This is a genomic window from Micromonospora sp. IBHARD004 (assembly GCF_052814115.1).
Genome location: NZ_CP199934.1, coordinates 2,955,660 through 2,978,101, shown reverse-complemented (window position 1 = coordinate 2,978,101; position 22,442 = coordinate 2,955,660). Strand labels below are relative to the sequence as shown.

18 protein-coding genes and 3 pseudogenes are annotated in these 22,442 nt (G+C 68.3%); 12 read left to right on the top strand and 9 right to left on the bottom strand.

What is annotated here, in order from left to right:
• The first annotated feature begins 1 nt into the window (after nt 1).
• Both ACTWO6_RS14450 and ACTWO6_RS14445 read left to right on the top strand, forming a co-directional pair.
• On the top strand, nt 2-403 hold the full coding sequence (locus ACTWO6_RS14450) for an IS5 family transposase (protein ID WP_446220124.1): 402 nt from the start codon (nt 2-4) through the stop codon (nt 401-403).
• Entirely contained in the window at nt 400-1,092 is a 693-nt protein-coding gene (locus ACTWO6_RS14445; protein WP_446220662.1) for a substrate-binding domain-containing protein, read from the top strand. The genes ACTWO6_RS14450 and ACTWO6_RS14445 overlap by 4 nt, the downstream gene beginning before the upstream one ends.
• Before the next feature lie 199 nt (nt 1,093-1,291).
• Here the strand turns inward: ACTWO6_RS14445 and ACTWO6_RS14440 are convergent, their stop codons facing one another.
• From ACTWO6_RS14440 to ACTWO6_RS14425, 4 genes are all read right to left on the bottom strand, one after another.
• A complete protein-coding gene (locus tag ACTWO6_RS14440; RefSeq protein WP_446220123.1) occupies nt 1,292-2,200 on the bottom strand; it encodes an integrase core domain-containing protein in 909 nt (302 codons plus the stop codon).
• Nucleotides 2,201-2,528: 328 nt separating this feature from the next.
• Complete coding sequence (locus tag ACTWO6_RS14435) at nt 2,529-2,717, bottom strand: hypothetical protein (protein ID WP_446220122.1); 189 nt, start codon at nt 2,715-2,717, stop codon at nt 2,529-2,531.
• A gap of 101 nt (nt 2,718-2,818) precedes the next feature.
• A complete protein-coding gene (locus tag ACTWO6_RS14430) occupies nt 2,819-3,763 on the bottom strand; it encodes a DUF5996 family protein (RefSeq protein WP_446220121.1) in 945 nt (314 codons plus the stop codon).
• Between the two features lie 584 nt (nt 3,764-4,347).
• Nucleotides 4,348-4,731, bottom strand: coding sequence for a UBP-type zinc finger domain-containing protein (locus ACTWO6_RS14425; RefSeq protein WP_446220120.1), 384 nt, complete (start codon nt 4,729-4,731; stop codon nt 4,348-4,350).
• A 1,049-nt stretch (nt 4,732-5,780) separates the two neighbouring features.
• Between ACTWO6_RS14425 and ACTWO6_RS14420 the strand changes: the two genes are divergently transcribed.
• The 5 genes from ACTWO6_RS14420 (at nt 5,781) to ACTWO6_RS14400 (ending at nt 10,534) form a co-directional block, all read left to right on the top strand.
• A complete protein-coding gene (locus ACTWO6_RS14420) occupies nt 5,781-6,776 on the top strand; it encodes an integrase core domain-containing protein (protein ID WP_446220119.1) in 996 nt (331 codons plus the stop codon).
• Between the two features lie 1,040 nt (nt 6,777-7,816).
• Nucleotides 7,817-8,317 carry an alpha/beta hydrolase gene (locus ACTWO6_RS14415; protein ID WP_446220118.1) on the top strand — a complete coding sequence of 167 codons (501 nt, stop codon included), beginning with the start codon at nt 7,817-7,819 and terminating at the stop codon, nt 8,315-8,317.
• Nucleotides 8,318-8,430: 113 nt separating this feature from the next.
• Nucleotides 8,431-9,039, top strand: coding sequence for a hypothetical protein (locus ACTWO6_RS14410; RefSeq protein ID WP_446220116.1), 609 nt, complete (start codon nt 8,431-8,433; stop codon nt 9,037-9,039).
• A gap of 412 nt (nt 9,040-9,451) precedes the next feature.
• Nucleotides 9,452-9,898 (top strand): Rrf2 family transcriptional regulator, encoded by a 447-nt coding sequence (locus ACTWO6_RS14405; RefSeq protein ID WP_446220115.1) that lies wholly within the window; start codon nt 9,452-9,454, stop codon nt 9,896-9,898.
• 219 nt (nt 9,899-10,117) lie between these two features.
• Nucleotides 10,118-10,534: a nuclear transport factor 2 family protein gene (locus ACTWO6_RS14400; RefSeq protein ID WP_446220114.1), complete on the top strand. Its 417-nt coding sequence runs from the start codon at nt 10,118-10,120 to the stop codon at nt 10,532-10,534.
• A gap of 219 nt (nt 10,535-10,753) precedes the next feature.
• On the opposite strand, the pseudogene ACTWO6_RS14395 reads toward ACTWO6_RS14400, so the two are convergent.
• A pseudogene (locus tag ACTWO6_RS14395) lies at nt 10,754-11,916 on the bottom strand (IS1380 family transposase); the annotation flags it as partial.
• Between the two features lie 363 nt (nt 11,917-12,279).
• Here ACTWO6_RS14395 and ACTWO6_RS14390 point away from each other — a divergent pair.
• On the top strand, nt 12,280-13,434 hold the full coding sequence (locus ACTWO6_RS14390) for an IS30 family transposase (RefSeq protein ID WP_446217043.1): 1,155 nt from the start codon (nt 12,280-12,282) through the stop codon (nt 13,432-13,434).
• An 83-nt stretch (nt 13,435-13,517) separates the two neighbouring features.
• Here ACTWO6_RS14390 and ACTWO6_RS14385 read toward each other — a convergent pair whose 3' ends face one another.
• Both ACTWO6_RS14385 and ACTWO6_RS14380 read right to left on the bottom strand, forming a co-directional pair.
• Entirely contained in the window at nt 13,518-14,717 is a 1,200-nt protein-coding gene (locus ACTWO6_RS14385) for a low temperature requirement protein A (RefSeq protein WP_446220113.1), read from the bottom strand.
• A gap of 229 nt (nt 14,718-14,946) precedes the next feature.
• Nucleotides 14,947-16,122 carry a low temperature requirement protein A gene (locus tag ACTWO6_RS14380; RefSeq protein WP_446220112.1) on the bottom strand — a complete coding sequence of 392 codons (1,176 nt, stop codon included), beginning with the start codon at nt 16,120-16,122 and terminating at the stop codon, nt 14,947-14,949.
• 595 nt (nt 16,123-16,717) lie between these two features.
• On the opposite strand from ACTWO6_RS14380, the pseudogene ACTWO6_RS14375 reads away from it, so the two are divergent.
• Nucleotides 16,718-17,165 (top strand): annotated as a pseudogene (locus ACTWO6_RS14375) (tyrosine-type recombinase/integrase); the annotation flags it as partial.
• Between the two features lie 226 nt (nt 17,166-17,391).
• On the opposite strand, the gene ACTWO6_RS14370 reads toward ACTWO6_RS14375, so the two are convergent.
• Both ACTWO6_RS14370 and ACTWO6_RS14365 read right to left on the bottom strand, forming a co-directional pair.
• Entirely contained in the window at nt 17,392-17,844 is a 453-nt protein-coding gene (locus ACTWO6_RS14370) for a hypothetical protein (RefSeq protein WP_446220111.1), read from the bottom strand.
• Nucleotides 17,845-18,784: 940 nt separating this feature from the next.
• The gene (locus ACTWO6_RS14365) at nt 18,785-19,546 is read right to left on the bottom strand and encodes a TetR/AcrR family transcriptional regulator (protein ID WP_446220110.1); all 762 of its coding nucleotides are present in this window, start codon (nt 19,544-19,546) and stop codon (nt 18,785-18,787) included.
• 530 nt (nt 19,547-20,076) lie between these two features.
• On the opposite strand from ACTWO6_RS14365, the gene ACTWO6_RS14360 reads away from it, so the two are divergent.
• The 3 genes and pseudogenes from ACTWO6_RS14360 to ACTWO6_RS14350 all read left to right on the top strand — a co-directional run bounded on the left by ACTWO6_RS14360 (nt 20,077) and on the right by ACTWO6_RS14350 (nt 22,178).
• Nucleotides 20,077-21,024: a carboxypeptidase regulatory-like domain-containing protein gene (locus tag ACTWO6_RS14360; RefSeq protein WP_446220661.1), complete on the top strand. Its 948-nt coding sequence runs from the start codon at nt 20,077-20,079 to the stop codon at nt 21,022-21,024.
• Nucleotides 20,966-21,223, top strand: a pseudogene (locus tag ACTWO6_RS14355) (tyrosine-type recombinase/integrase); the annotation flags it as partial. The gene ACTWO6_RS14360 and the pseudogene ACTWO6_RS14355, both read left to right, overlap by 59 nt.
• 460 nt (nt 21,224-21,683) lie before the next feature.
• Complete coding sequence (locus ACTWO6_RS14350; RefSeq protein ID WP_446220109.1) at nt 21,684-22,178, top strand: hypothetical protein; 495 nt, start codon at nt 21,684-21,686, stop codon at nt 22,176-22,178.
• Nucleotides 22,179-22,442: the final 264 nt, after the last annotated feature.

Genomic DNA, 22,442 nt, shown 5'->3' with positions numbered 1-22,442 from the left:
CGTGGGTCGTCGCTACGAGTTGTCGGATGTCGAGTGGGAGTCGTTGTCGCGGTATCTGCCGTCGGCGGTGACCGGCGGTCGGCCTCGGTCGGATGACCGGCGGGTGCTCAACGGAATCGTGTGGAAGATCCGGGCGGGCGCGGCATGGCGGGACGTGGCCGCCCGCTACGGGTCCTGGCAGTCGATCTACACGCGTTTCCGCAGGTGGGCTTTGGATGGCACGTTCGCGCGGATGTTGGCCGGGGTGCAGGCCGACGCGGACGCGGCCGGGGACATCGACTGGCTGGTGTCGGTGGACTCGACGATCGTGCGGGCACATCAGCACGCCGCTGGCGCTAAAGGGGGCACCGAGAATCGGACGAACCACAAGATCACGCCCTCGGTCGATCTCGAGGTGGACTGACCACCAAGATCTGCCTCGCCTGCGACGGCCTGGGCCGGACTCTCGCCTTCGTTCTCTCCGGCGGCAACGTCAACGACTGCACCCGCTTCAACCACGTCATGGCCGCCCTTCGTGTCGAGCGGTCAGGACCTGGCCGTCCCCGGGTCCGCCCGGACCACGTCATCGCCGACAAGGGCTACAGCTCGAAGGCGATCCGGGCCGACCTGCGTCGACGCGGCATCGGGCATACCATCCCTGAGCGCGCCGACCAGCAGGCCAACCGCCGCCGACGCGGCAGCCGCGGCGGCCGGCCACCGGTGTTCGACAAGCAGCTCTACAAGCACCGCAACGTCGTCGAGCGCTGCTTCAACCGACTCAAGCAATGCCGCAGCGTGGCGACCCCGGAGATGACCCGCCGCGGCGTGCGGATTCCGCACGACGTGGCGATCGTCGGCTACGACGACATCGACTTCGCCGCCGCCGCCGCAGTGCCACTCACCTCGGTTCGCCAGCCCCGGCATCTGCTCGGACGGACCGCCGCGGAGCTGCTCATCGAGGAGGCGACCGAGGACAGCAGCCACCAGCACCGCCAAGTTGTCTTCGATCCGGAGCTGGTCGTACGGGATTCGAGCGACCGGACGATCGGCCGGCGGCCGCGGCGGCGTCTGCCGAGCCGCGAGGGCGTCACCGTCACCCGGGACCCCGCCTGATGGCCAAGGTGCTGTGGCATGTCACGTTGCCCGCCAATTCTCGGTGCTGCCGGTCACTGCCCTGCCTGGCGATCATCGTTTCTGGCCTTCGCCCGTCTTGCACGTCTCCTGGAAGATTCAGGAACTCGCTGGTCCGCTGCGCGTAGAAGACGCGCGAGGGTGGCTCTCTGGCGTGTACCCCTCGGAAAGTCGGTTACAGCTACGCCACCTGGGCGTATTCGTTGATCAGCCCGTTGAGGATCTTCCGGCGGCGAACTCGTGCTGCGGTCAGGTCGGCGACCGGTGAGGGCGGTACGTCGGTGGCGTTGGGTGGGTGTTGGCGTCGTCCTTGGTGAGGTCGGTGGTCGTTGTAGTGCGTCACGTACTCGCCGAGGTTGCCCTGTAGGTGGCGTTGGTTGTAGATCAGCATCCGGTCGAGGCACTCACGGCGGACCGTGCGTACCCACCGTTCCGCGTACGCGTTCGCCCGCGGCGCCCGAGTTGGGGTACGCAGGATCTCGATGCCCTCGGTGGTGAAGACCTCGTCGAACGCGGCGGTGTACTTGCTGTCACGATCCCGGATCAAGACCCTGAACTGGGCGACTCGGTCACCGAGGTCCATCAACAGGTTCCGCGCCTGCTGGGTAACCCACTCCCCCGCCGGGTTCGTGGTGGCCCCGAGGACATGTACCCGCCGGGTCGCGATCTCCATCAGGAACAACACATAGACCCGAGTCAGACCGATCGTGTCCACATGCAGGAAATCGCGGGCCAGGACGCCCCTGGCCTGAGCGGTCAGGAACTCTGTCCAGGCCGGCCCGCCGCGCCGCGGAGCCGGGTCGACACCAGCGGCGGTCAGGACCGTCCACACGGTGCTGGGAGCGACCCGATAACCGAGCCTGAGGAGTTCGCCCTGCACTCGGCGGTGGCCCCAGGTCGGGTTCTCCCTGGCCAGGCGCAGCACCAGGGCGCGGATCTCCGCCCGTATCGGTGGGCGCCCGGGTCGTCGTTGCGGGTAGGTCCACTTCCGGGCGACCAGTTCACGGTGCCAGCGCAGCAACGTGGCCGGGGTGACAATGAACGTCGACCACCGGGAACGAGGAAGCAGCCGGGAAAGGGCTGACAGCACCACTCGGTCGGCGGCTCCAGGTCCAGGCGTGCCACCTGCCGGCGCAGGACCGCGACCTGATGACGCAGCACGAGAATCTCGATGCCCTTGGACCGGTCGCCGCGCAGGCCTTGGCCCACCAGCCGCAGGATCTGACACAAGATCAGGTACCCGAAAGACAGGAACATGCCCGCCACCATGCCCCACGGCCGGCTAGCCGGGCCGCACAGAACCGCACCTCAGAGGCCAGAACCGGGTTTCCGAGCGGTACAGGCATCCTCCACGAGTACCAGCATGCTGCGTGACCTGCGTGGACGAGGTTTTCGGCAAGCGCAACGTCGAAGCCGGCTCAGGTCGCCGGCAACTGCTCCTCCTTGAACTCGGCCATGAACCGGTCGCCGCGCTCCGGCCCCTGCCAGATCCGGGCGCGGGGGTGCCAGACGTACCGGACACTGATCGGGCCGCTCCCGCCGGCCCAGGTGCGCACCAGGTCAGGGCACAGTGCCGCGACCCGGGCGGTCAGGACACCCCGCCACACACCGGGTCCTGGTCATGCTGGCGCCGTAAGCATCAACACCAAGCCCGCCTCGGGCACGACAAAGGCCTCGGCTGTCCACTCACCTACCTGCCGTTGCAGCACTAGCCGCCGCTCGGGCCGGCCTCGAGAACTCGCCGGTCCCAGCCTCCGAGGTCGGCGGCGGCCTCATAGGTGGACCGGAGAAAGTCGGCAAGGACCGCGTCCGGGTCCGGCGAGCCGGCCACCGCCTCGTACGGGAGCAGGAACTCACCACTGCCGTCGTCGTAGGAGGCGGCGTCCGGGCGGACGCGCCGTTCGGCGTATCCGGGTGGCTCCGGGTAGGCGTACGCGTAGAAGGCGCCCTCCGCACCGCCGCCCGGCCAGAAGCCGCAGCTGGCCAGCTCGTGGGAGTAGCCCTCACGCATCACCCACGGCGGGCAGTTCGGCGCGCCACCCGGGTGCGGCGGGGCGGCCCGGCCGGAGAACCGGGTGTACGCCAGGTCCATCGCGCCCCAGAAGAAGTGCACCAGGCTGGCCTTGCCGACGAACTCGGACCGGAACCGCCCGATGACCCGCTCGGCCTGCAGCAGCTGCCGCCAGAACAACTGCGCCGCCGCCCCGTCGTACGCCGTGTGCACCCCGTCCTCGGCGAACGGGATGGCTGGCTCGACCTCGTTGGGGACGGCATGGATCCGCGTCTGCACGCCCAGCCCGGCCAGCGCGTCCATGGTCTCCCGGTAGAACGCCGCGACCGGCTTGGGCTCCAGCGCCACGGCCCGGGAACGGCCGTCGCTGGTGCGCAGGTGCAGCCGATGGTCGAGGAAGTCGAACTCGATGTCGAACGCCCCGTCCCGGTACGGCACCGCCGACGTGGTCAACCCGCGGGCGCTAGGGTAGAGCGTGACGTGCCACCAGTGGTTGACCGCCGGCGCGTGCGCCATCCGGATCTTCCCGACGATCTGGGTCCACATGTGCAGTGTGTCCCTGGTGTCGGCCCACTCCGCCACACGCAGCCGCGGCCACGGCGGCGACGGTTCGCGGCTCCGGTCGATCCTGTCGTCGCCCACCGCTCCAGGGTGCCACATCATGAGCGTCACCGCGCCCCGGCCGCGAACCCATCGCGCATGATCTACTCGGTGAGCAGGCGGGCGTATCCACGGCCACGGAACTCGCGCGAGGGCACCGCTTCGTCAGCCCGGCGTGATCTGCGCCGTCGGCTCCATCGCCGCCAGCAGGGCCCTCCTGACCGGCGAGCGCGGCCATGAGGGACCTGCCCTGAGATGCCGGCCGGTGGTGGCTGGCCCGCCGTGGCCTGACCAGCCAGCAGCCGGCCTCGGGCAACTGGCGGATGCTCGACGGCTCGACGATCGCCTACTGCCGTTCCTTGATCAGTTCGCCGGACCGAACGGGCCGCTCCCCCGGGTCCCGGATGGCGGCGAGCTCGTCCACGCCGTCATCCTGCACCGGGCGGCGCAGGGGGCGCCACCCCCGGCATTCGTTTGTCGCGGATCCTCGCCCCTACCCGGTGTCCCCTCCCCCACCATGGCGAAGACACGTCACGGACTTCGGACGTGCCGACTGCGCCGAGAGGCGACGTGCCGGTCCGCCTGACCCGCGGCGCCGGAGGTGTCGACCGGGCCGGCCGGTCGCGTCAGTGCAGCCGGGTATTCCAGTCCTCCGGTACCTGGCCCCGGGGACCGGGGGCGGGCTGGTCGAGAGGGTGCGAGTGCGGCTCGGCCAGCTCCGGCCCGTCTTCGTAGAACTGGTCGTTGGAGTAGTCCCAGAACCACGACTCGCCGGGCTCGAAGCTCTGGATGACCGGGTGACCCGTCGCGGCTGCGTGAGCGGTCGCGTGCCGGCTCGGCGAGGAGTCGCAGCAGCCGACGTGGCCGCAGGCCGCGCAGCGGCGCAGGTGGAACCACCACCCGCCGGAGGATTCACACTCCACGCAGCCCGGGCCGCTCGGTGGCACGGCAGGGTCGATCGCCGCGGTCACGGCCTGCGGCTCCGGCTTGGGCTTGGTCTGGTCACCCACGATACGTTCCCTCCCGGCTCACGGCCTCCGACGGTCGGGACCGATCCGCACGTGTCCCGCCGGGTCGCCCCGGCCTCGCAGTCTGGCACCCGAAAGCGTCGGCCCGCACCCCGCCCCGCCGGGTGTGCCGGCCGGCACTCAGCCGATGGGTCTGAGGATCGGTGCGGTGTCGGGGAGGTCCGGCCGGGTGCGGGGCCGGGTGCGCGACGGGCGGGAATGGGACGGGGCGGGAATGGGACGGGGGCGGTGCGGGTAACCGCCCGGCGCCGAGCCCGTGACTCGACGGGACAGCGGCGCGAACGAGGCGAACCGGGGTGGTCCGATGGCCTGGCGATGGTGCTGCGCGAAGCCGACCCCACAGACAAGGGCCGGATCTACCACGAACTGGGGCTCAGACTCACCTATAAGCCGACGGCTCGGATGGTGTCCGCTCAGGTCACCCCAAGTGGATCATGTACTAAAATTGTGCCCGAGGAGCGAGTTGAACCATACGCACACATGCCTGCCTGGATGACCTGGATCGAACGGCCGGCGTCCTGAATCGGCGTTCAGGAATACCTGGTGACAGGCCAGCCGGCAGCGTCGCATCCCAGCGTCACCGGCGCGGCCATCCGCCGGCGGTCTTGGGCAGGCCACAGAGCCGCAGTTCGAGCACGCTTCGGTGGGTACGGCGGCGCGGCGGCCGTGGGCGCGCCACACCCCCACGGCGTCATGGGCGAAGACGATGTGAACCGCGCCTGCTCCGGATGCCGCCCAGGTCAGGAACTCCTGCCGCCGCCAGGCGTAGTCCCAGCAGGAGCGGACGACCGCGACGCCATGGGCGTCCCACTCCACGGCCGGGTCGTCCCAGCGGACGACGTCGACGGCCAGCCCGGCCTTGCGGGTGCCGAAAACTCAGTCACCATCATTCACCTGCCACTTCGCCGACGATCACTAGCCGGGTCCGTTGTTGATCTGAACGGGTTCAAGGATCCTGCCCTGACTCATTGAACCTGTTCAAGTCGCGAACCGGGTTGTCGTGGACCGCGGTACAAATCTGCTGCTCACAGATGCTGACCGAGTTTTGGACCCTACAGGTGCTCCGCCATCAGGTGGCGGTGCTGCGCCGCCAGGTGACCCGCCCCGATCTCGAACCGGCCGACCGGATGGTGCTGGCGGTGCTGTCGCGGCTACTGCCCCGCCCGCGCTGGTCGGCGTTCTTCGTAACCCCGGCCACGCTGTTGCGGTGGCATCGTGGACTGGCCGCCCGACGATGGACGTACCCGCATGCCCGGCCGGGCCGGCCACCGGTCGACAAGCAGGTCCGTGACCTAGTGCTGCGACTCCCGGCGGAGAACCCGTCGTGGGGGCACCGCCGCATCCAGGGTGAACTGGTCGGCTTGGGTTACCCGGTGGCGGCCAGCACGGTGTGGAAGATCCTCAACCAAGCCGGGGTCGACCCGGCACCCCGGCGGTCCGGACCGACCTGGAAACAGTTCCTGACCGCCCAGGCCCACACGATCCTGGCCTGTGACTTCTTCACCGTCGACACGGTGTTGCTCAAGCGGATCTACGTGCTGTCCTTCGTCGAGATCGCCACCTGGAAGGTTCACCTCGGCGCAGTGACCGCGCATCCAACCGGCGCCTGGGTGACGCAGCAAGCACGGAACCTACTGATGGACCTCGACCAACGCGCGGCTGGGCTGCGGTTCCTGCTCCGCGACCGCGACAAGAAGTTCACGAACACCCTCGACGCCGTGTTCACTGCCGGAGGCATCGACGTGATCAAGACCCCGCCGCAGGCACCCCAGGCAAACGCGTTCGCCGAACGGTGGGTGGGCACCGTACGCCGGGAGTGCACCGACCGGATGCTCATCGTCGGCGAACGCCACCTCGCGGCCGTCCTCGCCGAGTACACGGCCCACTACAACAGCCATCGCCCACATCGATCGCTCGGCCAGCAGCCGCCCAACCCGCCGTCGGGATTCACTGACTTGACCGCCGCCAGGATCCGACGGCGCCCGATCCTCGGCGGGTTGATCAACGAGTATTCGCAGGCAGCATAGCCGAACCGGCTTTACGAGCCCCACATGCTGGTGACCAGGTACCGACGCACCAACTGACCATTCGCGAGCGCGGGCGCTTTCGGCCCTCGCACCCCGCCGCCACCGGGTCGTCGATACCCTCAGCCACTACTGACTCTTCCATCGGTCCGAGGGCCGCCGGTAGACCGGCCATCTTCGCGCAGGCCCGGGGGCGTGGGCTGCACAAGCCAGCCCGATTCCGCAGCGGTCTCTCCCGCAGGCACCCGCTCGCCAGAATCGCTCCGGAGTGGCCGGAGAAGTGTCTTGGGCGCGCGCCCGAGGGCGCGCAAGGCCGGGCGGAACGTCTCGGCGCGGCAATGCGTCTACCCACCACATCCCGAGCCGGCCTACACAGCACCACAACCGGTGCTCCCAAACTGCTCCCAAAGTAAGGGACCCAAACGAGGACGCTCGTTACCGATAGCTTCGGTAACGAGCGTCCTGCCTGCTTATATTTACGGTGGGCGATACCGGGATCGAACCAGTGACCTCTTCGGTGTGAACGCGGTTACGGGACATCGTTCGATGACATCCCATGTCGTCTTGCACTGCGGAGCATGGCCCCTGCCGCCTTGTGTGGTCTGGTCTCGGCCGTCGCTGGTCGTCTCGCTGCCTCCTCGCCGCCTCTCCCTTCGGTTCTCGACTGGCCGGACCGAGCAGGTTTACGCCTAGGCCGATTTGGTACTCGCAACTTGACTGCACCTGGTCAGGGCGGCGGGCACAGTCAACGTGCGGATATCGGCCGTCGCCCGCAGGCTTGCATGGGCAGAAACGACCACTCGACCCAGTAGGGAAGGAACCCACCATGAATGGCCGACCGAACATCGTCCTCGTCCACGGTGCATGGGCCGACGGCTCCTGCTGAAGCGGCGTATCGAGCGCCTACAGGCCGATGGCTACCACGTGACGGCCCCGCAGTACCCCTTGACCTCGACGGCCGATGATGTCGCCCGGCTACGCCAAGTCCTGAACTTGCAGGACGGCCCGACGATCGTGGTCGGCACTCCTACGGCGGCCAGATCATGACCGCCCTCGGCACCGACGCGCCGAACGTGGCCGGGCTGGTGTACATCGCGGCCTTCGGGCTCGACAACGGGGAGTCGCTCGCCGCCTTATTGTCGCAGGGACCCACACCGCCGGCGCTGGCGCACCTGTTCACCGACAAGCAGGGCTTCATGTGGCAGCCGCAGGACGACTTCGTCCAGCACTTCGCGGCCGACGTCGACCCGGTCCGGGCTAAGGTGATGCACTCCGTACAGCAGCCAATTGCCGGCTCAGCCTTCAACGATGCGATGGGCGTCCCGGCCTGGAAATCGCTGCCGTCCTGGTACCTGGTCGCCACCCAGGACCAGGCGATCCCGCCGGACGCGCAGCTCATGTTTGCCAGCCGCATGGGCGCGACCACCATCGAAGTCCCTGCCAGCCACGTCCCGATGGTTTCTCACCCCGACGAAGCGGCACAGCTCATCAAGGCGGCAGCCGAAACCCGGACCGCAATGCCGGCGGGTCATGCAGGCAGATGACAAAAGCCACAAGCAGCGGTGGAGGCCCGCCGTGTGGCCGCATACCGATCGTTGGCACTGCTGCTGCCAGTTCATAGTAGTTCGCGGCGGGCCACCAGCACCGGAGGTGCGGCATGGACGAGGATGCGCGCGAGCAGGGGCTGCTCACCGCCCTAACCACGGAGCATTTCGTGCTCCAGACCTCCCGCAGCGCCACGATCACCGAATCCGTTGGGCGGGCGACCGTGTTCCTGTCACTGCTCTCCGCCTCGCTGATCGGGCTCGGCTTCGTCTCCAGCAGCGGCCACCTGATCGAGCCGTACCTCGGCGGGGTGCTGCCGACCCTGGTGATCACTGGTCTGCTCACCTTCGCCCGGCTAGTTCAAAACACGGTGGAGAACTCGCTGAACCTCAAGCGCATCCAGCGCATCCGCGCCTACTACCACCGCCAATTCGCCGGTGAGCACGACTTCTTCGCCGACGCGGTCACCGGCCGGGGCGACGTGCAGGCAATCTCGGCGGCGGTGGGCAGCAGGCCGGCTCGCTGGCAACTGCTGCTGACCACGGCAGCGATGGTGGGCGCGATCAACGCACTGCTGATCGGCCTGGGCGCCGCCCTGCTGACCGGGGTGCTGGGCGGATCCCCCGCGCTGGCGATCGCGCTCGGGGTGGCGGTGGCACTGGTCGCCTTCGCCGCACAGCTCGCGTACATCAAACGGGCCTCGATCTGGCTGACCGGCTGACCGCCGGTGGGCCGAGCACGCCGCTAAGCTGCGCAGCCTTGGCGCCATCTACAGCCGTTGGTCCTTGGTGGTCTACCCCTAACGGCCTGGACCTGGTTCTCGTCGACGACGAGCGGAGCTTGCTTCGACCCCTCGATTGTGAGAACTGCGCGCCTCGTCATCTCGTCGGAGGTCACGCCGGCTGATGGTACGCGCGTAGCAAAGCTTCGCGGACCGGGCGCGAACGGCCGCACTGGGGCTGCCGTCGCGCGGAGCGGGGTCGTCGACACCGTCGCCGGTGCGGCATAGTTGAACCGGCAGATCGCCACACGCCGCTACCTCCGTTACACGACGGGCTCGGTTGTGCATCATGCTGGCTGGGAGCCGGCGTGGGCGTTATGTGTACCTTCGCTCAACACACCTCGGGACTGCAATGCCTACAAGTAGCCGCTTCGTCGTCGCCGTTCACGCGCTGGTTGCCCTGGCGGTCAGCGGCGACAAACCCCTGCGGTCCGAAGACCTCGCTTACTCGGTCAGCACAAGTCCGGCGGTGATCCGCGGGCTGTTCTCGCGGCTGAGTAGCGCGGGACTCACCAAGTCGCAGCTCGGAGCGGGCGGCGGTGCCCTCTTGGCCAGGCCGGCCGAGGAGGTGCGTTTGCTGGAGGTCTACCAGGCGGTCGAGGACACCCAGCTGTTCACCCTGCATCGCACACCACCGCCCCGAACGTGCGCCGTCGGCGGCAACATCGTGGACGCCCTCCAACCGACCCTGGCCCGCGCGCGCGAGGCATTCGAGGCAGAGCTGGCCCGCGTCACGATCGCGGATCTCGCCGCGGACGTGGCTCGCCTCGGAAAGTTCACGATGCCGCTCGAGTGGTGAGTGACCGCAGATGTGGCCTAGGTCTCAGCAAAAGTGTCACTGTGTCGCTTACACAGTGATACTCTCGTTCCCGGGTCGGGCGATGACGAGATCAACGGATGTCGGACGTCCGGGCCGAGTCCGTGAACGGTGTTACCACCCTTCGACTCGGGGAACCCCGCGGTCGGTCTCCGGGCAGCCGCCTTCTCGGCTGGATGCCCCCAACGATTGGAGTGAACGATGAGCACCACCCCCTCGGCTGTGGACCTGCTGCAGCGCAGTCTCGACACCTTCCTCGCCAAGGACATGAAAGGCTGGACGGATCTGTGCGCCGACGATGTCGTCGCCGAGTTTCCGTTCGCCCCGGAGGGATCGCCGGCGCGGATCGAGGGCCGTGAAGCGCTCTATGAGTACCTGCGCGGCTACCCCGATCTCATCGACGTGCGGGAGATCCCGACGGTGCGGATCTACGCGACCGATGACGAGAACGTGGCTATCGCGGACTGGAGCGTGTCCGGGACTGTCCTGACCAACGGCAACCCCTATGAGATGCGCTACGCCACCTTCGCCACCTTCCGTGACGGTCTTATCGTGAACTACCGCGAGTACTGGAACCCGCAGGCGTTTCTGAAGGCCCTCAGCGGCGCGAGCTTCTAGCCTTGATCAATCCCGGGTGTGACGAGGTGTCCTGACGCACCATCATCTATCGCCTTCTGCCGATATTCCTGGTGGCTGGTCGTGGTGGTGGGCCGTCTGTCGCGGCGGCGGGCGGGGTCTCCTGTGGTCCTCCGGTCGTTGGGCAGGGGCTGATCTGTCTGGTCAGCTCGGGGCGGGGATGGCCGCGATGCGGATGAACGCGGCGGTGATCTGGTCGGCTCAGGGCCAGGATGCCGGGATGCGGAGCCAGCGGTGGCGCTGTCCTCGGGTCAGTCGGGCGGCGGTGTGCAGCAGGCGGTAGCGCAGCCGTTTTGGTTCGGTGATGGCCAGCTCTCCTTGTAGGGCAAGGAGTTGGAGCCAGGCGATGAGGTCGGCGGCGATCGCGGCAGCGGTGCACCAGGCGGCGTTGACGGCGAACTCGCGGGAGGGCAGCCGGCCAAGGCCGGTGTCTTTCGCGCAGCGGATCCGGTCTTCGACCCGGGCGTGGGCGCGGTGGCGGGCCTCCAACCACTGCAGCTGGCCAACGGCGGTGTTGGTGACGAACGCGGTGTAGCGCCACCCGTCTTGCTCTTCGAACAGCGACAGCTGGGCGCCGGGGTGCGGGCGTTCGCGGCGCACGATCACCCGCATCCCGGCCGGCCAGGCACCCAGGTTCAGCAGCCCGGTCAGCTCGGCCACCTGGGCGCAGTCGCGGATGTCGCCGTCCGCGCCCAACGCTGGTGACCAGGCGTCGGCGGGCAGGGCGGTGATCGCGGCCCGCTCCGGCTCGCCGATGGCCCAACCGATGGAGTACTCCACCCGCCGGCCCCGCCTGGTGTTGCGGGTGCTGAGCCAGTCGAGTACGGCGTGGGTGGCCACGGCCGAATCGCCGTGGACCAGCAGATTCCGCCGATGCTGGGCAGGGATCTGGCCGACCGCCTCGCGGAGCACCTGCAGATGATCGGCAGCGGTGTTGGCACCCGCGTTGCCCGGTCGCAGCCGCAACGCCAGCAACTCGTTCGTGTTGTCGCAGGTGACCAGGATCGGATGGAACCCGTACGTGTGCTTGTGCGTCGGCGCGGCGCCCTCCAAATCGCTGTGCGCGATCACGATGGTGGAGTCCACGTCCAACACCACCACACCCGCACCGATCTCGCGGCCGGCGGCCCGGGCCCCCGGTGCTCCGCCGAGCAGGGCCCATACCCGGGCCCGGGTCGCCGCCCGCGCCTGCGCGATGCGCCGCAGCCGAGCCTCGTCGATCTCGTCCAACGCCCGCCGGCAGGTTGCCGGCGAGGCCACCGGTCCGAACAGCTCCTCTGGTGGCGCAGCGTGTCGATGTCACCGATCGCCTCACCCCCGTCGTCCAGCATCACGGCCAGGTCCACCAGCACCCGGCCCCGGTCGGCGTGCCCTCCCCTACACCGCACGGGTCTGGGCCGCGCGGCCCGGCCGGCTGCCGGCCCAACACACCACCGCTCAACGCTCCTCGCGTTCTGCGGCGGCCCTCCGGGCTCCCCGCGTTTCCGCGCCAGCCGCCGGGCGTCCGGCGTGACGGCCGCAGAGCGCCAGCGGCCGCGGCCGGCACGCGCCCAGGCGGCGGCGCGTGCGGCCCGTTGCGGGCCGCCTTGAAGACGTACAGAAAGTTCTCACCACTTCGCCGGCAGCCGGCCTGTCGTACTCCGCTTGATGGGTGACAGGGCGGGTTCAACCGGTCAGTGCAACGGGCTCGACGAGTCGATGAGAATGCGTCGATTCGATCGAGGGAGATGTTGATGACCGCCCATCTGACGATGGAGCAACGACAGCTGGCCCGACGGCTGAGCGCTAAGGGCCTGTCGTTGAGGGAGATCGGCCGCCAGGTCGGCTGCTCCCATGAGATCGTCCGAACCGTCGTACGCCGCGAATCGAAACGCCCTGTGCGATCCGACTCTTGGCAGCCGGGGCCCGGGCGGCTCACCCTCGCCGACCGGGAGGAGATCAGTCTCGGCCTTCGTGGCGGCGAATCGTTCACGTCGATCGCCGCCCGGCTCGGCAAGGCCACCTCGACGGTCTCACGCGAAGTGGCTGGTAACGGCGGCCGGGATGACTACCGCGCATGGCGGGCTCACCAGCGAGCTCGAGCGCGGGCCCGACGCCCGAAGACGCCGAAGCTGGCCTGTGCGAGGCTGGCCGGGAAGGTGACCGAGTGGCTGCGGGCCTGGTGGTCACCGCAGGAGATCTCGCGGCGCTTGCCAATCGAGTTCCCCGGCGATCCCCTGATGCGGGTGAGCCACGAAACCATCTATCAGGCGCTGTTCGTGCAGGGCCGCGGTGAGCTACGCCGAGAGCTGGCCCGCTGCCTGCGCACCGGCCGAGTCAAGCGCCGCGCCCGCCAGCGGCCCGAGAACACCGGCCGGATCCCGAACATGGTCATGATCAGCGAACGCCCCGCCGAGGCCGACGATCGTGCGGTGCCCGGCCACTGGGAGGGCGATCTGATCCTCGGCAAAGACAGCAAGTCCGCGGTGGGCACCCTCGTGGAGCGAAGCACCAGATTCCTGCTGTTGCTGCACCTACCCCAAGGCCGCACCGCCCACAGCGTCGAGCAGGCGATGCGGCAGGCCGTCGCCACCCTGCCCGACGAGCTGGTTCGCACCATCACCTGGGATCAAGGCAAGGAGATGTCCCAGCACGCCCAATTCACCGCAGCCACCGGCATCCAGGTCTACTTCTGCGACCCCCACAAGCCCTGGCAGCGCGGATCGAACGAGAACACCAACGGCCTGCTCCGCCAGTACATGCCCAAGGGAACCGACCTATCGCTCCACACCGCCGACGACCTCGCTCGTTTCGCCCGTAGCCTCAACACCCGCCCCCGCAAGACCCTCGGCTTCATGACACCATCCGAGAAGCTCGCCGAGCTACTTGCGCACACCCCTTGAACCCGCCCAGATTGGTTCCACATGGTGAGCGACGCCCCCGCCGATCGTGATGTTGACGGGGAGAGTGGCGCTCGCCAGGCCTGTCACGTCTTGCTGGGGCGGTGGGGGCCTGGTGGGGAGATCGTTTGGGGGCGTCGTCGTGCACGAATGTTGTCGGCGATGACGATGCCGGCGAGGACTGTGGCGGTAACGATGGCGTTGACGAGCGGTGGCAGGAGCAGCATCGGCGGCAGAAGGCAGGCGAGCGCGACCAGCCCGAGGACGCGGCTTCTCCAGATGCTGCCGAATACCAGGTATTGCAGGAGGGTCCGACCGGCGAGGAACAGCGCGGTACCGCCGAGGATGGTGACGGTCGTGGCCGCGCGTGGATGGCCGAACGGGTCGTCGATGACCAGTTCGGCGGTGACCGAGGCGACGACGAGGCCGGCGATCATGACCAGGTGTGCGTAGCCCACCAGGATGCCGAGCCGGTCAGGGTTGGCTGAGGCCTGGATGGCCGGCCCCATGTCTTGTCCGGCGCGGAAGATGTAAATCCGCCAGATCAATGCCGTGCCGGCGAATGCCACCACGAACGCCACGGTCTGGTCGGTAGCAAAGCCGCGACCGGTGAGGCTCGATCCGATCGCCAGCACCACCTCGCCGAGGGCGATGACGAACAGTGCCCGGTAGCGGTCGGCCATGTAATCGCCGGCGGGCGGCAACTGCGCACCGGCCAGGCGCCTGAGTCCTGGCAGGGGGTAGCTGAACCACCATGCGACGTGGATGAAGACAACCGCGAGCGTCCACAGCGCCGTACGTACCGTGCCCGAGGCGACCGCCCCGGCCAGCCAGAGCACCGCGGTGGCGGCGTGCCAGATCGCCGCCCGTCCAGCAACATGTTGCAGCTCCTGGCCCCGCAACAGGACCACGAGGAACAGATCGCGGCCGATCTGGATGGCAAGGTAGGTGACCGCGAAGATCAGGCCGGTCTTGCCGAACGCTTCGGGGACCGCCGCGGAGAGCACCAGGGCACCCACCATGGTGGCGAGGACCAACGCTTGTACCGGCGGCCGCCGCGGGTTCAACTGTCCGGTCACCCGCGCGGTTTGGGTCCACACCCATGCGATGGCCACCAGCAGGACCAGTGCCTGGAACGCGCCGGACCAGGTCAGGTTGTTGAACAGCTGCTGGGCGAGCGCGCGGAGCGCGAAGACGAACACCACATCGAAGAACAGCTCCAGGAACGACGCTCGCGCGATGTCCTCGAGCTTGCGAAGCAGTCCGTTTGTGCCACTCGTCGTCACCGGACCGCCCGCTCCTACCGATCTTGGGTCCGTATTAGCGTATCCGTCCGCTTTTGCTTATGTGGCCAAGTCCCGAGCTCTCCCTCAAGATCGTCTAGCCGGCACGGTCACGGATCATGTGACATCGATCCGTAATGCATCAGCTGATGCCCGGCAACGCCGGCAGCCGGCTGTCGAGTCTCAGGACGTCCGTGACAGAACAGTCTCGGACGTGGGTGACAATTTCGGGCTAGCCAGGTGGTGAGGGCGGCTCGGGTGGGCGTCCTCGGGCACGGGCTGCGTCGGATACGGCGATCCCGGCTAGGACGAGAGCAGCGGCGGCGGCGACCAGCACGGGCGGCAGGAAGATCGTTGCCGGTGAGATGGCGGCGAGCACGAGGACCCCGGCCACGCGGTTTCGGGACACCCGGCCGAACACCGCATACTCGAGGATGGCCCGTCCGGCGAGGAACAGTGCGGGTCCGCCGAGGATGGCGGCGACCCACGCCGGTTGTGTGTGCCCGAACGGGTGCGCGATGACGAGCTCGTCGCCGACGGAGATCGCGACGACGCCGGCGACCATGACCACGTGGGCGTACATCGCCGGCGCGGCAAGGCGGAGCGGATCAGGGGCCGCGGCGACGGCCCCGCCGAACACCTCCCCGGCACGGCTGATGTAGATCCGCCACAGCAGCACCGTGGTCGCGAACGCCACCACGACCGCCGCGCTGTGGTCAGCCTCGAAGGCGTTGCTGCTGAGCCCCAGCCCCGTCACCAGGATCAGCTCGCCGAGCGCGATGATGAAGGCCTGCCGATGCCGCTCGGCCAGGAACTCGCCCGAGATCGAAAACTCCGCCGCACCCGCGCGGCCCAGCCTCGGCATGGGCCAGCCGAGTCTGGCCACCGTGTAGTCCACGGCCACCGCTAGCGCCCACAGCACCCCACGCGGCCAACCCTGCATGAGGGCGCCCGCGATCCACGGCACCGCCGACACGCCGTACCAGAACAGCATCCGCATCTCGGAACGTTGCAGCTTGTCGCCACGCGTAACGATCACGAGAAACAGGCTGCGACCGACCTGGACGGCGACGTACGCGCCGGCGAAGACCAGGCCATGTTCGCCGAACGCCTCAGGCACCGCGGCCGCCAGCACCAAGCTGCCGAACATGCACCCGATGAACAGCACCTGCATCGCCGGCCGTCGATTGTCGAACCTGTCGGCTACCCCCGACGTCTGGTCCCACACCCAAAACACGGCGAGCAGCAGCACCAGCGTCTGGAAGGCGTCGCTCCAGGTCAGATGGTCCAGCAGCCCTTGCGAGAGCCGGAAGAGCGCGAAGACAAACACCAGGTCGAAGAACAGGTCCAGGAACGTCGCCCGCTGCTCCTCCGGTCCCCGCAGCAGCCGGGCTGCGCCACTCGTCATCGGTTCGCCCCGTTTCTGCCGCTTCTGTCAGCCTCTGAGACAGTCGTACCACCCGGCAGCGCTGGTGGATGCGGATGTGCTGCTGCGGCCTGGGGCCGAACGGCCTCGCCCGTGGCGGGCGACGGTAGAGGCCGATCAGTTCCTTCCAGCCGTCGCCGCCGGTTCTGATCCGCTCGTCGACCTTGGCCAGGCGTCGGTGCTTGCGCCATCGGCAAGTGCTGCGAGGATCTTCCATCCGTACGCACGTTGAAGGGCATCCGGGCGGTCCTACGGTCGGCGCTGTCCCAAGCTCAAGCCGATGAGCTCGTGGGGAAGAACGTCGCTGGTTTGGTCAAGCTGCCGCCGGTGCGACGCCGCAAGTGCAACACCTGGTCCAGCGAGGAGGCCCGGGCGTTCCTTGAGGCAGCTCGGGAGGCGACAGATTACCTCTACCCCGCAGTACGTCCTGGTCCTCGTCCTCGGCCTATGCAAAGGCGAGGTGTTGGGGCTCACCTGGGACCACATCGACTGGGGCGGCTGGCAGTTGCGCTGTGACGGACACGGCGAACGGTTTTGCGAACCCTGCCGTGACAGGTACGACGTGTGCCTCCTGGTCGACAAGCAACTCCAGCGGGTACGCGGGCAGCTCCTGCACCGCGAGACAACGACCGAAGAGTCGGACGCTCCCCTACCTCTACCCGGCATCTGCGTCAGCGTGCTTCGGCACCGACGGCTTCGGCAGGAAGCCGCCGCGACGGCGGGCGGCGAGCGATGGCACAACACCGACATGGTCTTCACCACCCGCTACGGTCTGCCGGTCGAGCCGCGCAACTTCTCGCGTTCCTGGGATGCCGGCTGTCTCCGGCGGGGTCAAGAAGATCACTGCGCAGGACGCTCGCCGTACCTGCGCGTCCCTGCTCGTCGACCTGGACGTGCATCCCCGGATCGCGATGGCGATTCTCCGGCACGCCGATTTCTCGATCACGATGGAGGTCTACAGCCAGGCGTCGCCCAAGGCGACACGCGACGCCCTTCGGCGCTTGGGCGAGAGCCTCGACGGATGAGCGCTGCTGTACTTCGCTGCTGTACGGGCATGAAAAAGGCCATCTCCGCATTCCGTGAGATGGCCTTTGACCTGCTGTCGGGACGGCCGGATTCGAACCGACGACCCCTTGACCCCCAGGCAACGATCACGCGGCTCTTACCTGCTGCCCTACCGGGTCTGAGCTGCCGGAACGATCCGGGTGCGTCCATGCGCGTCCGCTGGTGTCCGACCCGATCGTCACTCAGCTAGTCACCCATATCCCGCAGCATGGCCCCCGCCTCGCGCACCATGTCCTGTTCAAGTTGAGCGCGCTCAGCCGCGTTGTCCTCCCACAGGTCGGCCAGGAAGGCGAACGTGGCAAGGGGCTCCGGGAACCCTAAAGACCCGGCATAGGCAGCGAGAGCATGCGCGCCATCCACCGGCGAGATCGCCCCGGACACCATACGGCGCGCACATGAACTGGCCGCCTCCCAGACGGCCTGGTCCTCGTCTGGCAGCTGATGCAAACCCAGCTCGTCGACCACCTGGTCCAGCAGCTCACGCGCCTCGCGGTACTCGCCTCGTGAGAGTCCAGCGAGTTCCCGCAACGACGGACTGTCCAGCCCTTCGGCAAGCGCTTGCGCCGCGATCATCGGCAACTCCTCGCTAGCCAGGTCACCGGCCAGCACGCACACCCCGATGTCCCGCATGTCGATCACACGCCGAGTGTCGGTGCTCCGCTGATCCCCGTCCAGCGGGTTGCGCTGGACCCCTCGCTTGTAAGCTCTGCGCGCTCCGTCCGGCACCGTCCGCCCGAGTCCGTGGCCTCCGGCGAGTGTCCACGTCTGGCACTCGCCGGCCGTTCTCATACGCGGCGGTTGCTGTCAGCGCTGCTGTCGACAGCACTGCTTCTCGCCCGCCTCCGTCATCCGCACGATCACCGACCTGCGCCGGTGCAGATCAATACCCACGATCTGCCGACCGTCGTACTCTGCCTGCATGAGGGGCCCCCTTCGTCGTGAGACGTGAGCACCCCGAGCATCCCGCCCGGGACCCACGAGGAGCGAGGCCCCGCTCCTTCATGCCATCAAGCAGACCTTGACGGGCGGTCGAGCGCTGGCGGGTCGGGCGGTGGTCTGCTCGGCTCGCCCGGGTCGAGGGCAGGCGGGATGGCCTACCGCAACCACCCACGGACCCGGCATCCGCCGACGGAGCCCCGTCCATCCTGGAGCCCGAGCGCCCCCGCCAGAGGCGCACTAACCGCAACCCAGCAGGGTGCGCCAGCTCGCCGGCGGACCCGGCCTGCCCTCCCTATGCCGCGCGGGTCCTGGCCGCGCGGCCCGGCCGGCTGCCGGCCCACCACACCACGGGTCAACGGTCTGTCGTGCTGCGGCGGCCCGGGCTCCCCGCTGTCCGCGCCAGCCGCCGGCGTTCTGAGTGGCCGGAGCGGAGCGGCAGCGGAGTGCAGGCCGCGCGCCCTGGCGGCGGCGCGTGCGGCCCGTTCTGGGCCGCCTTGAAGACGTACAGAAAGTTCTCACCACTTCGCCGGCAGGGTTGTGTCCGGTCTCAGGACCTGCGCGACAGATCGGTATCAGGACCTGGATGACACTTGGCGTTCGCTGACGCGATTGACTCGGCACAGTTTGGCGGAGGTGGTGGTTAAACTAGCCGTCGCCCGATTGGCGTGATCTGGCCGTCGCCAGCCTCCCCAGCAAGCGGGCGGCCGGCGGCGCTCGCCGGGTCAGGTCGACTCGGGGGAAGGCCGGCGGCGAGCCGGTCAAAGGCTTCGCCGACGAGCGCTTGCAGGCCTGTGGCCCCGGTTTCCGGTGCCCAGACGCTAAAGGCCGCGCGGAACGCTGACGCCGCGGCGCCCGCGAGGAGCTGCGGGTAGAGACTGCCGCCTGTCTGCCCGGCGCGGTTGGCGAGGGCATCGGCGAGCCTGGTCTCGTTGCGGATCATCCCGTGGACGATCGTTGTGCGCAGTTCGGGGTATGCCGTGAGCACCCTGTCACAGGCCTGCCAGCCGGTGCTGGCGGTGAGGCTGGGGAGGGTCTGCTCGATCGCCTGGCGCACCGCGGTTAGCGGCGGCTCGGCGGCCGGGCGCGCAGCCAGTCCCGTGATGACTTCTTCGATGAGGTGCTTGTCCCAGGGCAGGAGCGCTTCCTCCTTTGCATCGAAGTAGTTGAAGAAGGTCCGTGCGGAGACCCCGGCCGCCTCGCAGATGTCGCTCACCGTGACGGCGGCAGGGCTACGCTCGAGGAACAGGCGCACGGCCGCTGCGCGGAGGGCCGCGCGGGTCTCGGCCTTCTTGCGTTCCCGGAGCCCCGGAGCTGCTGCATGCATGGAGACCAGGTCCTTTCCGCAATGTGCGAGTGTCAGCGTATCCGGCTTACATCTTACTGCACTGATGAAATTTTGCATTACTGCAAACTTTCTTGTAGCGTGGCGGCGTGACACAGGGGCAGATAGACAGAAAGCGCGTCGGCGAAGCCGTGCGCACGCTCGCGACGGGCCTGTGGCTCCCGGCGCTCTTCCTGGCCGGGCTGCTCTTCTCTTACCTGCCGGCCTTCCATCACCCGGCGCCGCATCACGTCAGCATCGCAGTGGCCGCTTCGCCGGCCGCCACGGCGCAGCTGCAGCACGAGCTCGACTTGGCGGCGCCGGGTGGCTTCACCCTCCGGCCGACGGCCGACGCCGCCGAGGCCCGTGCTGCCGTCCTACACCAGAGCGCAGTCGCGGCATACGTGCCAGGCGGGCCCCATCCGCTGCTGTACGGGGCCAAGGCGAACGGCGCTGCCCTGGAGCCGGTTATCCGCCAGACCTTCGCCGCCGTTGCGGAACGGGCCGGCGGCACGCTCGCCTTCCGCGAACTGGTCCCCACCGTGCCGGGCGATGCCCCCGGCACCAGCCTGCTGTACGTCGTCCTGTCCTGCGTTGTCGCCGCCTACTTCATGGTGATCACCATGCAGCGCGCGGTGGGCTTCGGCCTGTGGGCACACGTAGCCACTAGCATCGGCTGGGGGGCGGTGACCGCCGCTGTCGCTTACCTCGCGGGTGCCCATGTGGTGCAGGCGATCCCGCCGCATCCGCTGGCCCTGCTGTACCTGTTCCTGCTGACCCAGGCCGTGTCGCTAACCGCCTATGGCCTGGTGCCCTTCTTCCGCGGGTTCTTCCCCGGGATCGCGATCACATTGTTCGTCCTGCTCGGCGTGCCCAGCAGCGGCGCCGCTGTCCCCGTCCAACTCCTGCCAGGACTCTTCAGGTTCCTGCACCCGATCCTGCCCATGGGGAACGCCGCCGATGCCCTGCGCAGCGTCGGCTACTTCGGCAATAGCCAGCTGTTGCGGCCCACAGCGGTGCTCTGCGCCTGGACCGCTGCCGGCGCCACGCTCATCCTGCTCGGCTACCTCAAGCAGCAACGGCGCCTGGCGCAGGAGGCAGCAGACCTGACCATGACCGAGCATGTCCCCGGGCCCCCTGCGGAAGATCCCACGGTGATGCTGCCCGAGCCCGTCGCCCTTGCCCCACACCAGCACCATTTCGGCGACGAAGAGCCGATGCTGACCGGGCGGGTCACCGATCCGTCCGGTCAGCCGCTGCCAGGCACCACGGTCACCGTGATCGACCCGCACGGCCGCCAGCTTGTCCGCACCCGCACCGACCGGAACGGAGAATACGCGGCCACTGGCTTCAGCGAGGTTGTCGCCCTGGTTATTGCCATCATGCCGGGCCGCCCAGCCGCGGTCGCGCAGCTTCTCCTCGATCCAGCGGCACCCGTAAACCAGGACATCGTCCTTGGCGCCCAGCTTCCTGAGACCCGCGAACCAGACGGTTCGGGACCTCGACCGGCACAACGTGCTTCGGGCCTTCCGCCTGGTCGTCGCCAAAGCGGGCCTTGACCCGCGCGACTGGACCCCCGCGAGCTGCGGCACAGCTTCGTGTCCCTGCTGTCCGACAGCGGCGTCAGCATTGAACAGATCCGACCTCTGCGGCCACTCCGGCACGACCGTCACCGAGAGCGTCTACCGGCACCAACTCCGGCCGGTGCTCCTGAGCGGCGCGGTCGCCATGGATCGGATCTTCGACGCTGAGGCGTAGTCACTCAGTTGTCACCCAGATACGACGAGAGGGCATATCCATCGGTGAGATATGCCCTCTGAACAGTGTCGGGACGGCCGGATTCGAACCGACGACCCCTTGACCCCCAGGACGTTGCGTTAGGCGTTCGTGCATGTCAAACACGCTATAACCATGATCAAGACGTGCCGTCAAGTGTGTGTCGTCCGCTAACGCGCACTACGTGTGGTCCCACTGTGTTCCCCAAGGTTCCCCGGCGTAGGGGCCACACCCTCAATCTTGGTTGCCGCCGGCGCTGCCACGTGGGTGCTGCTGCAGGAACGGGAACAGGCGCGGCAAGCGGGCGGCCGGACAGTGCCCCGTACGAGGTCAACCCGCGTGCGGGCGTTCCTCGCGGTCCTCTCTTGCCGAGTGCTATCGGTCGTCCCGCTGCCTCCACGCTGCCCTCCCGGGCGTTGCAAGCGGTTGGGACCATGACGCCATGACGCCAGGCCCGCCTGCTACCCAGGCCGAGGATCAGGTATCCGAACAGGTCCTCATGGCGGCCTACGCCGTGGTCGGCGCCCGCCGCACATCCTTCGACACGATGATGTGGCAAGTTCCCGCGCTGACTACCGCGGCTCAGGCCTTCCTTCTCACGATCGCACTACAGCCGGGCGGCTCGCCCGCTGCTCAAGCCGTCGCAGCCATCCTCGGCGCTATCCTCGCAGTGCTGTCGGCACAATTGATGGCCAAGCACCGCCACCTTGAAATGAGCGACAGCCGGCTAGCGGAGCGGATCGAACGACAGCTAGGCCTTGAGCAAGGCCTTGGAGTCCCTCCCCATGCCGCCGGCCGTTTCCGTCTCGGCAACCACCAACCCTGGTGGATTCGGCTGTCGTCCTACCGCCTCTGGCTACTTGGTGTGGCGTCGTTCGGCGTCGCAGACCTGGTCGTAGCCCTCGACGCGATGGCAGGCCTGGGCCTCTTTCACTGAGCCGACGCCCTTGACCTATGGATTGCCGGCGAGGCGGTCGCCTGCGGCTCCGTGCGCAGCTCCCGAGCCCCTACCGGCTGCTCGAAGATTCCAGCGGTCGGGTCGGTTGCTGTACTTCTGCGCTGTACACCGTCCGCCTCGACGATGGCGGACCGGGGTTGTTGGCGGCCTTACTGAGCAGCGGGCTATTCCCAGCAATCAGGGCAGTCGTAGCGCGCATGGTGGAGCGTCAATGACCCAGGACCGCAGCCGATGTCGAGGTCG

Coding starts and splice junctions, on each gene's coding strand:
- ACTWO6_RS14420 (WP_446220119.1), top strand. CDS start 5,781: ATGCTGACCGAGTTTTGGACCCTACAGGTGCTCCGCCATCAGGTGGCG.
- ACTWO6_RS14415 (WP_446220118.1), top strand. CDS start 7,817: ATGACCGCCCTCGGCACCGACGCGCCGAACGTGGCCGGGCTGGTGTAC.
- ACTWO6_RS14410 (WP_446220116.1), top strand. CDS start 8,431: ATGGACGAGGATGCGCGCGAGCAGGGGCTGCTCACCGCCCTAACCACG.
- ACTWO6_RS14405 (WP_446220115.1), top strand. CDS start 9,452: ATGCCTACAAGTAGCCGCTTCGTCGTCGCCGTTCACGCGCTGGTTGCC.
- ACTWO6_RS14400 (WP_446220114.1), top strand. CDS start 10,118: ATGAGCACCACCCCCTCGGCTGTGGACCTGCTGCAGCGCAGTCTCGAC.
- ACTWO6_RS14390 (WP_446217043.1), top strand. CDS start 12,280: ATGTTGATGACCGCCCATCTGACGATGGAGCAACGACAGCTGGCCCGA.
- ACTWO6_RS14380 (WP_446220112.1), bottom strand. CDS start 16,122: ATGACGAGTGGCGCAGCCCGGCTGCTGCGGGGACCGGAGGAGCAGCGG.
- ACTWO6_RS14365 (WP_446220110.1), bottom strand. CDS start 19,546: ATGCAAAATTTCATCAGTGCAGTAAGATGTAAGCCGGATACGCTGACA.
- ACTWO6_RS14360 (WP_446220661.1), top strand. CDS start 20,077: ATGGTGATCACCATGCAGCGCGCGGTGGGCTTCGGCCTGTGGGCACAC.
- ACTWO6_RS14350 (WP_446220109.1), top strand. CDS start 21,684: ATGACGCCAGGCCCGCCTGCTACCCAGGCCGAGGATCAGGTATCCGAA.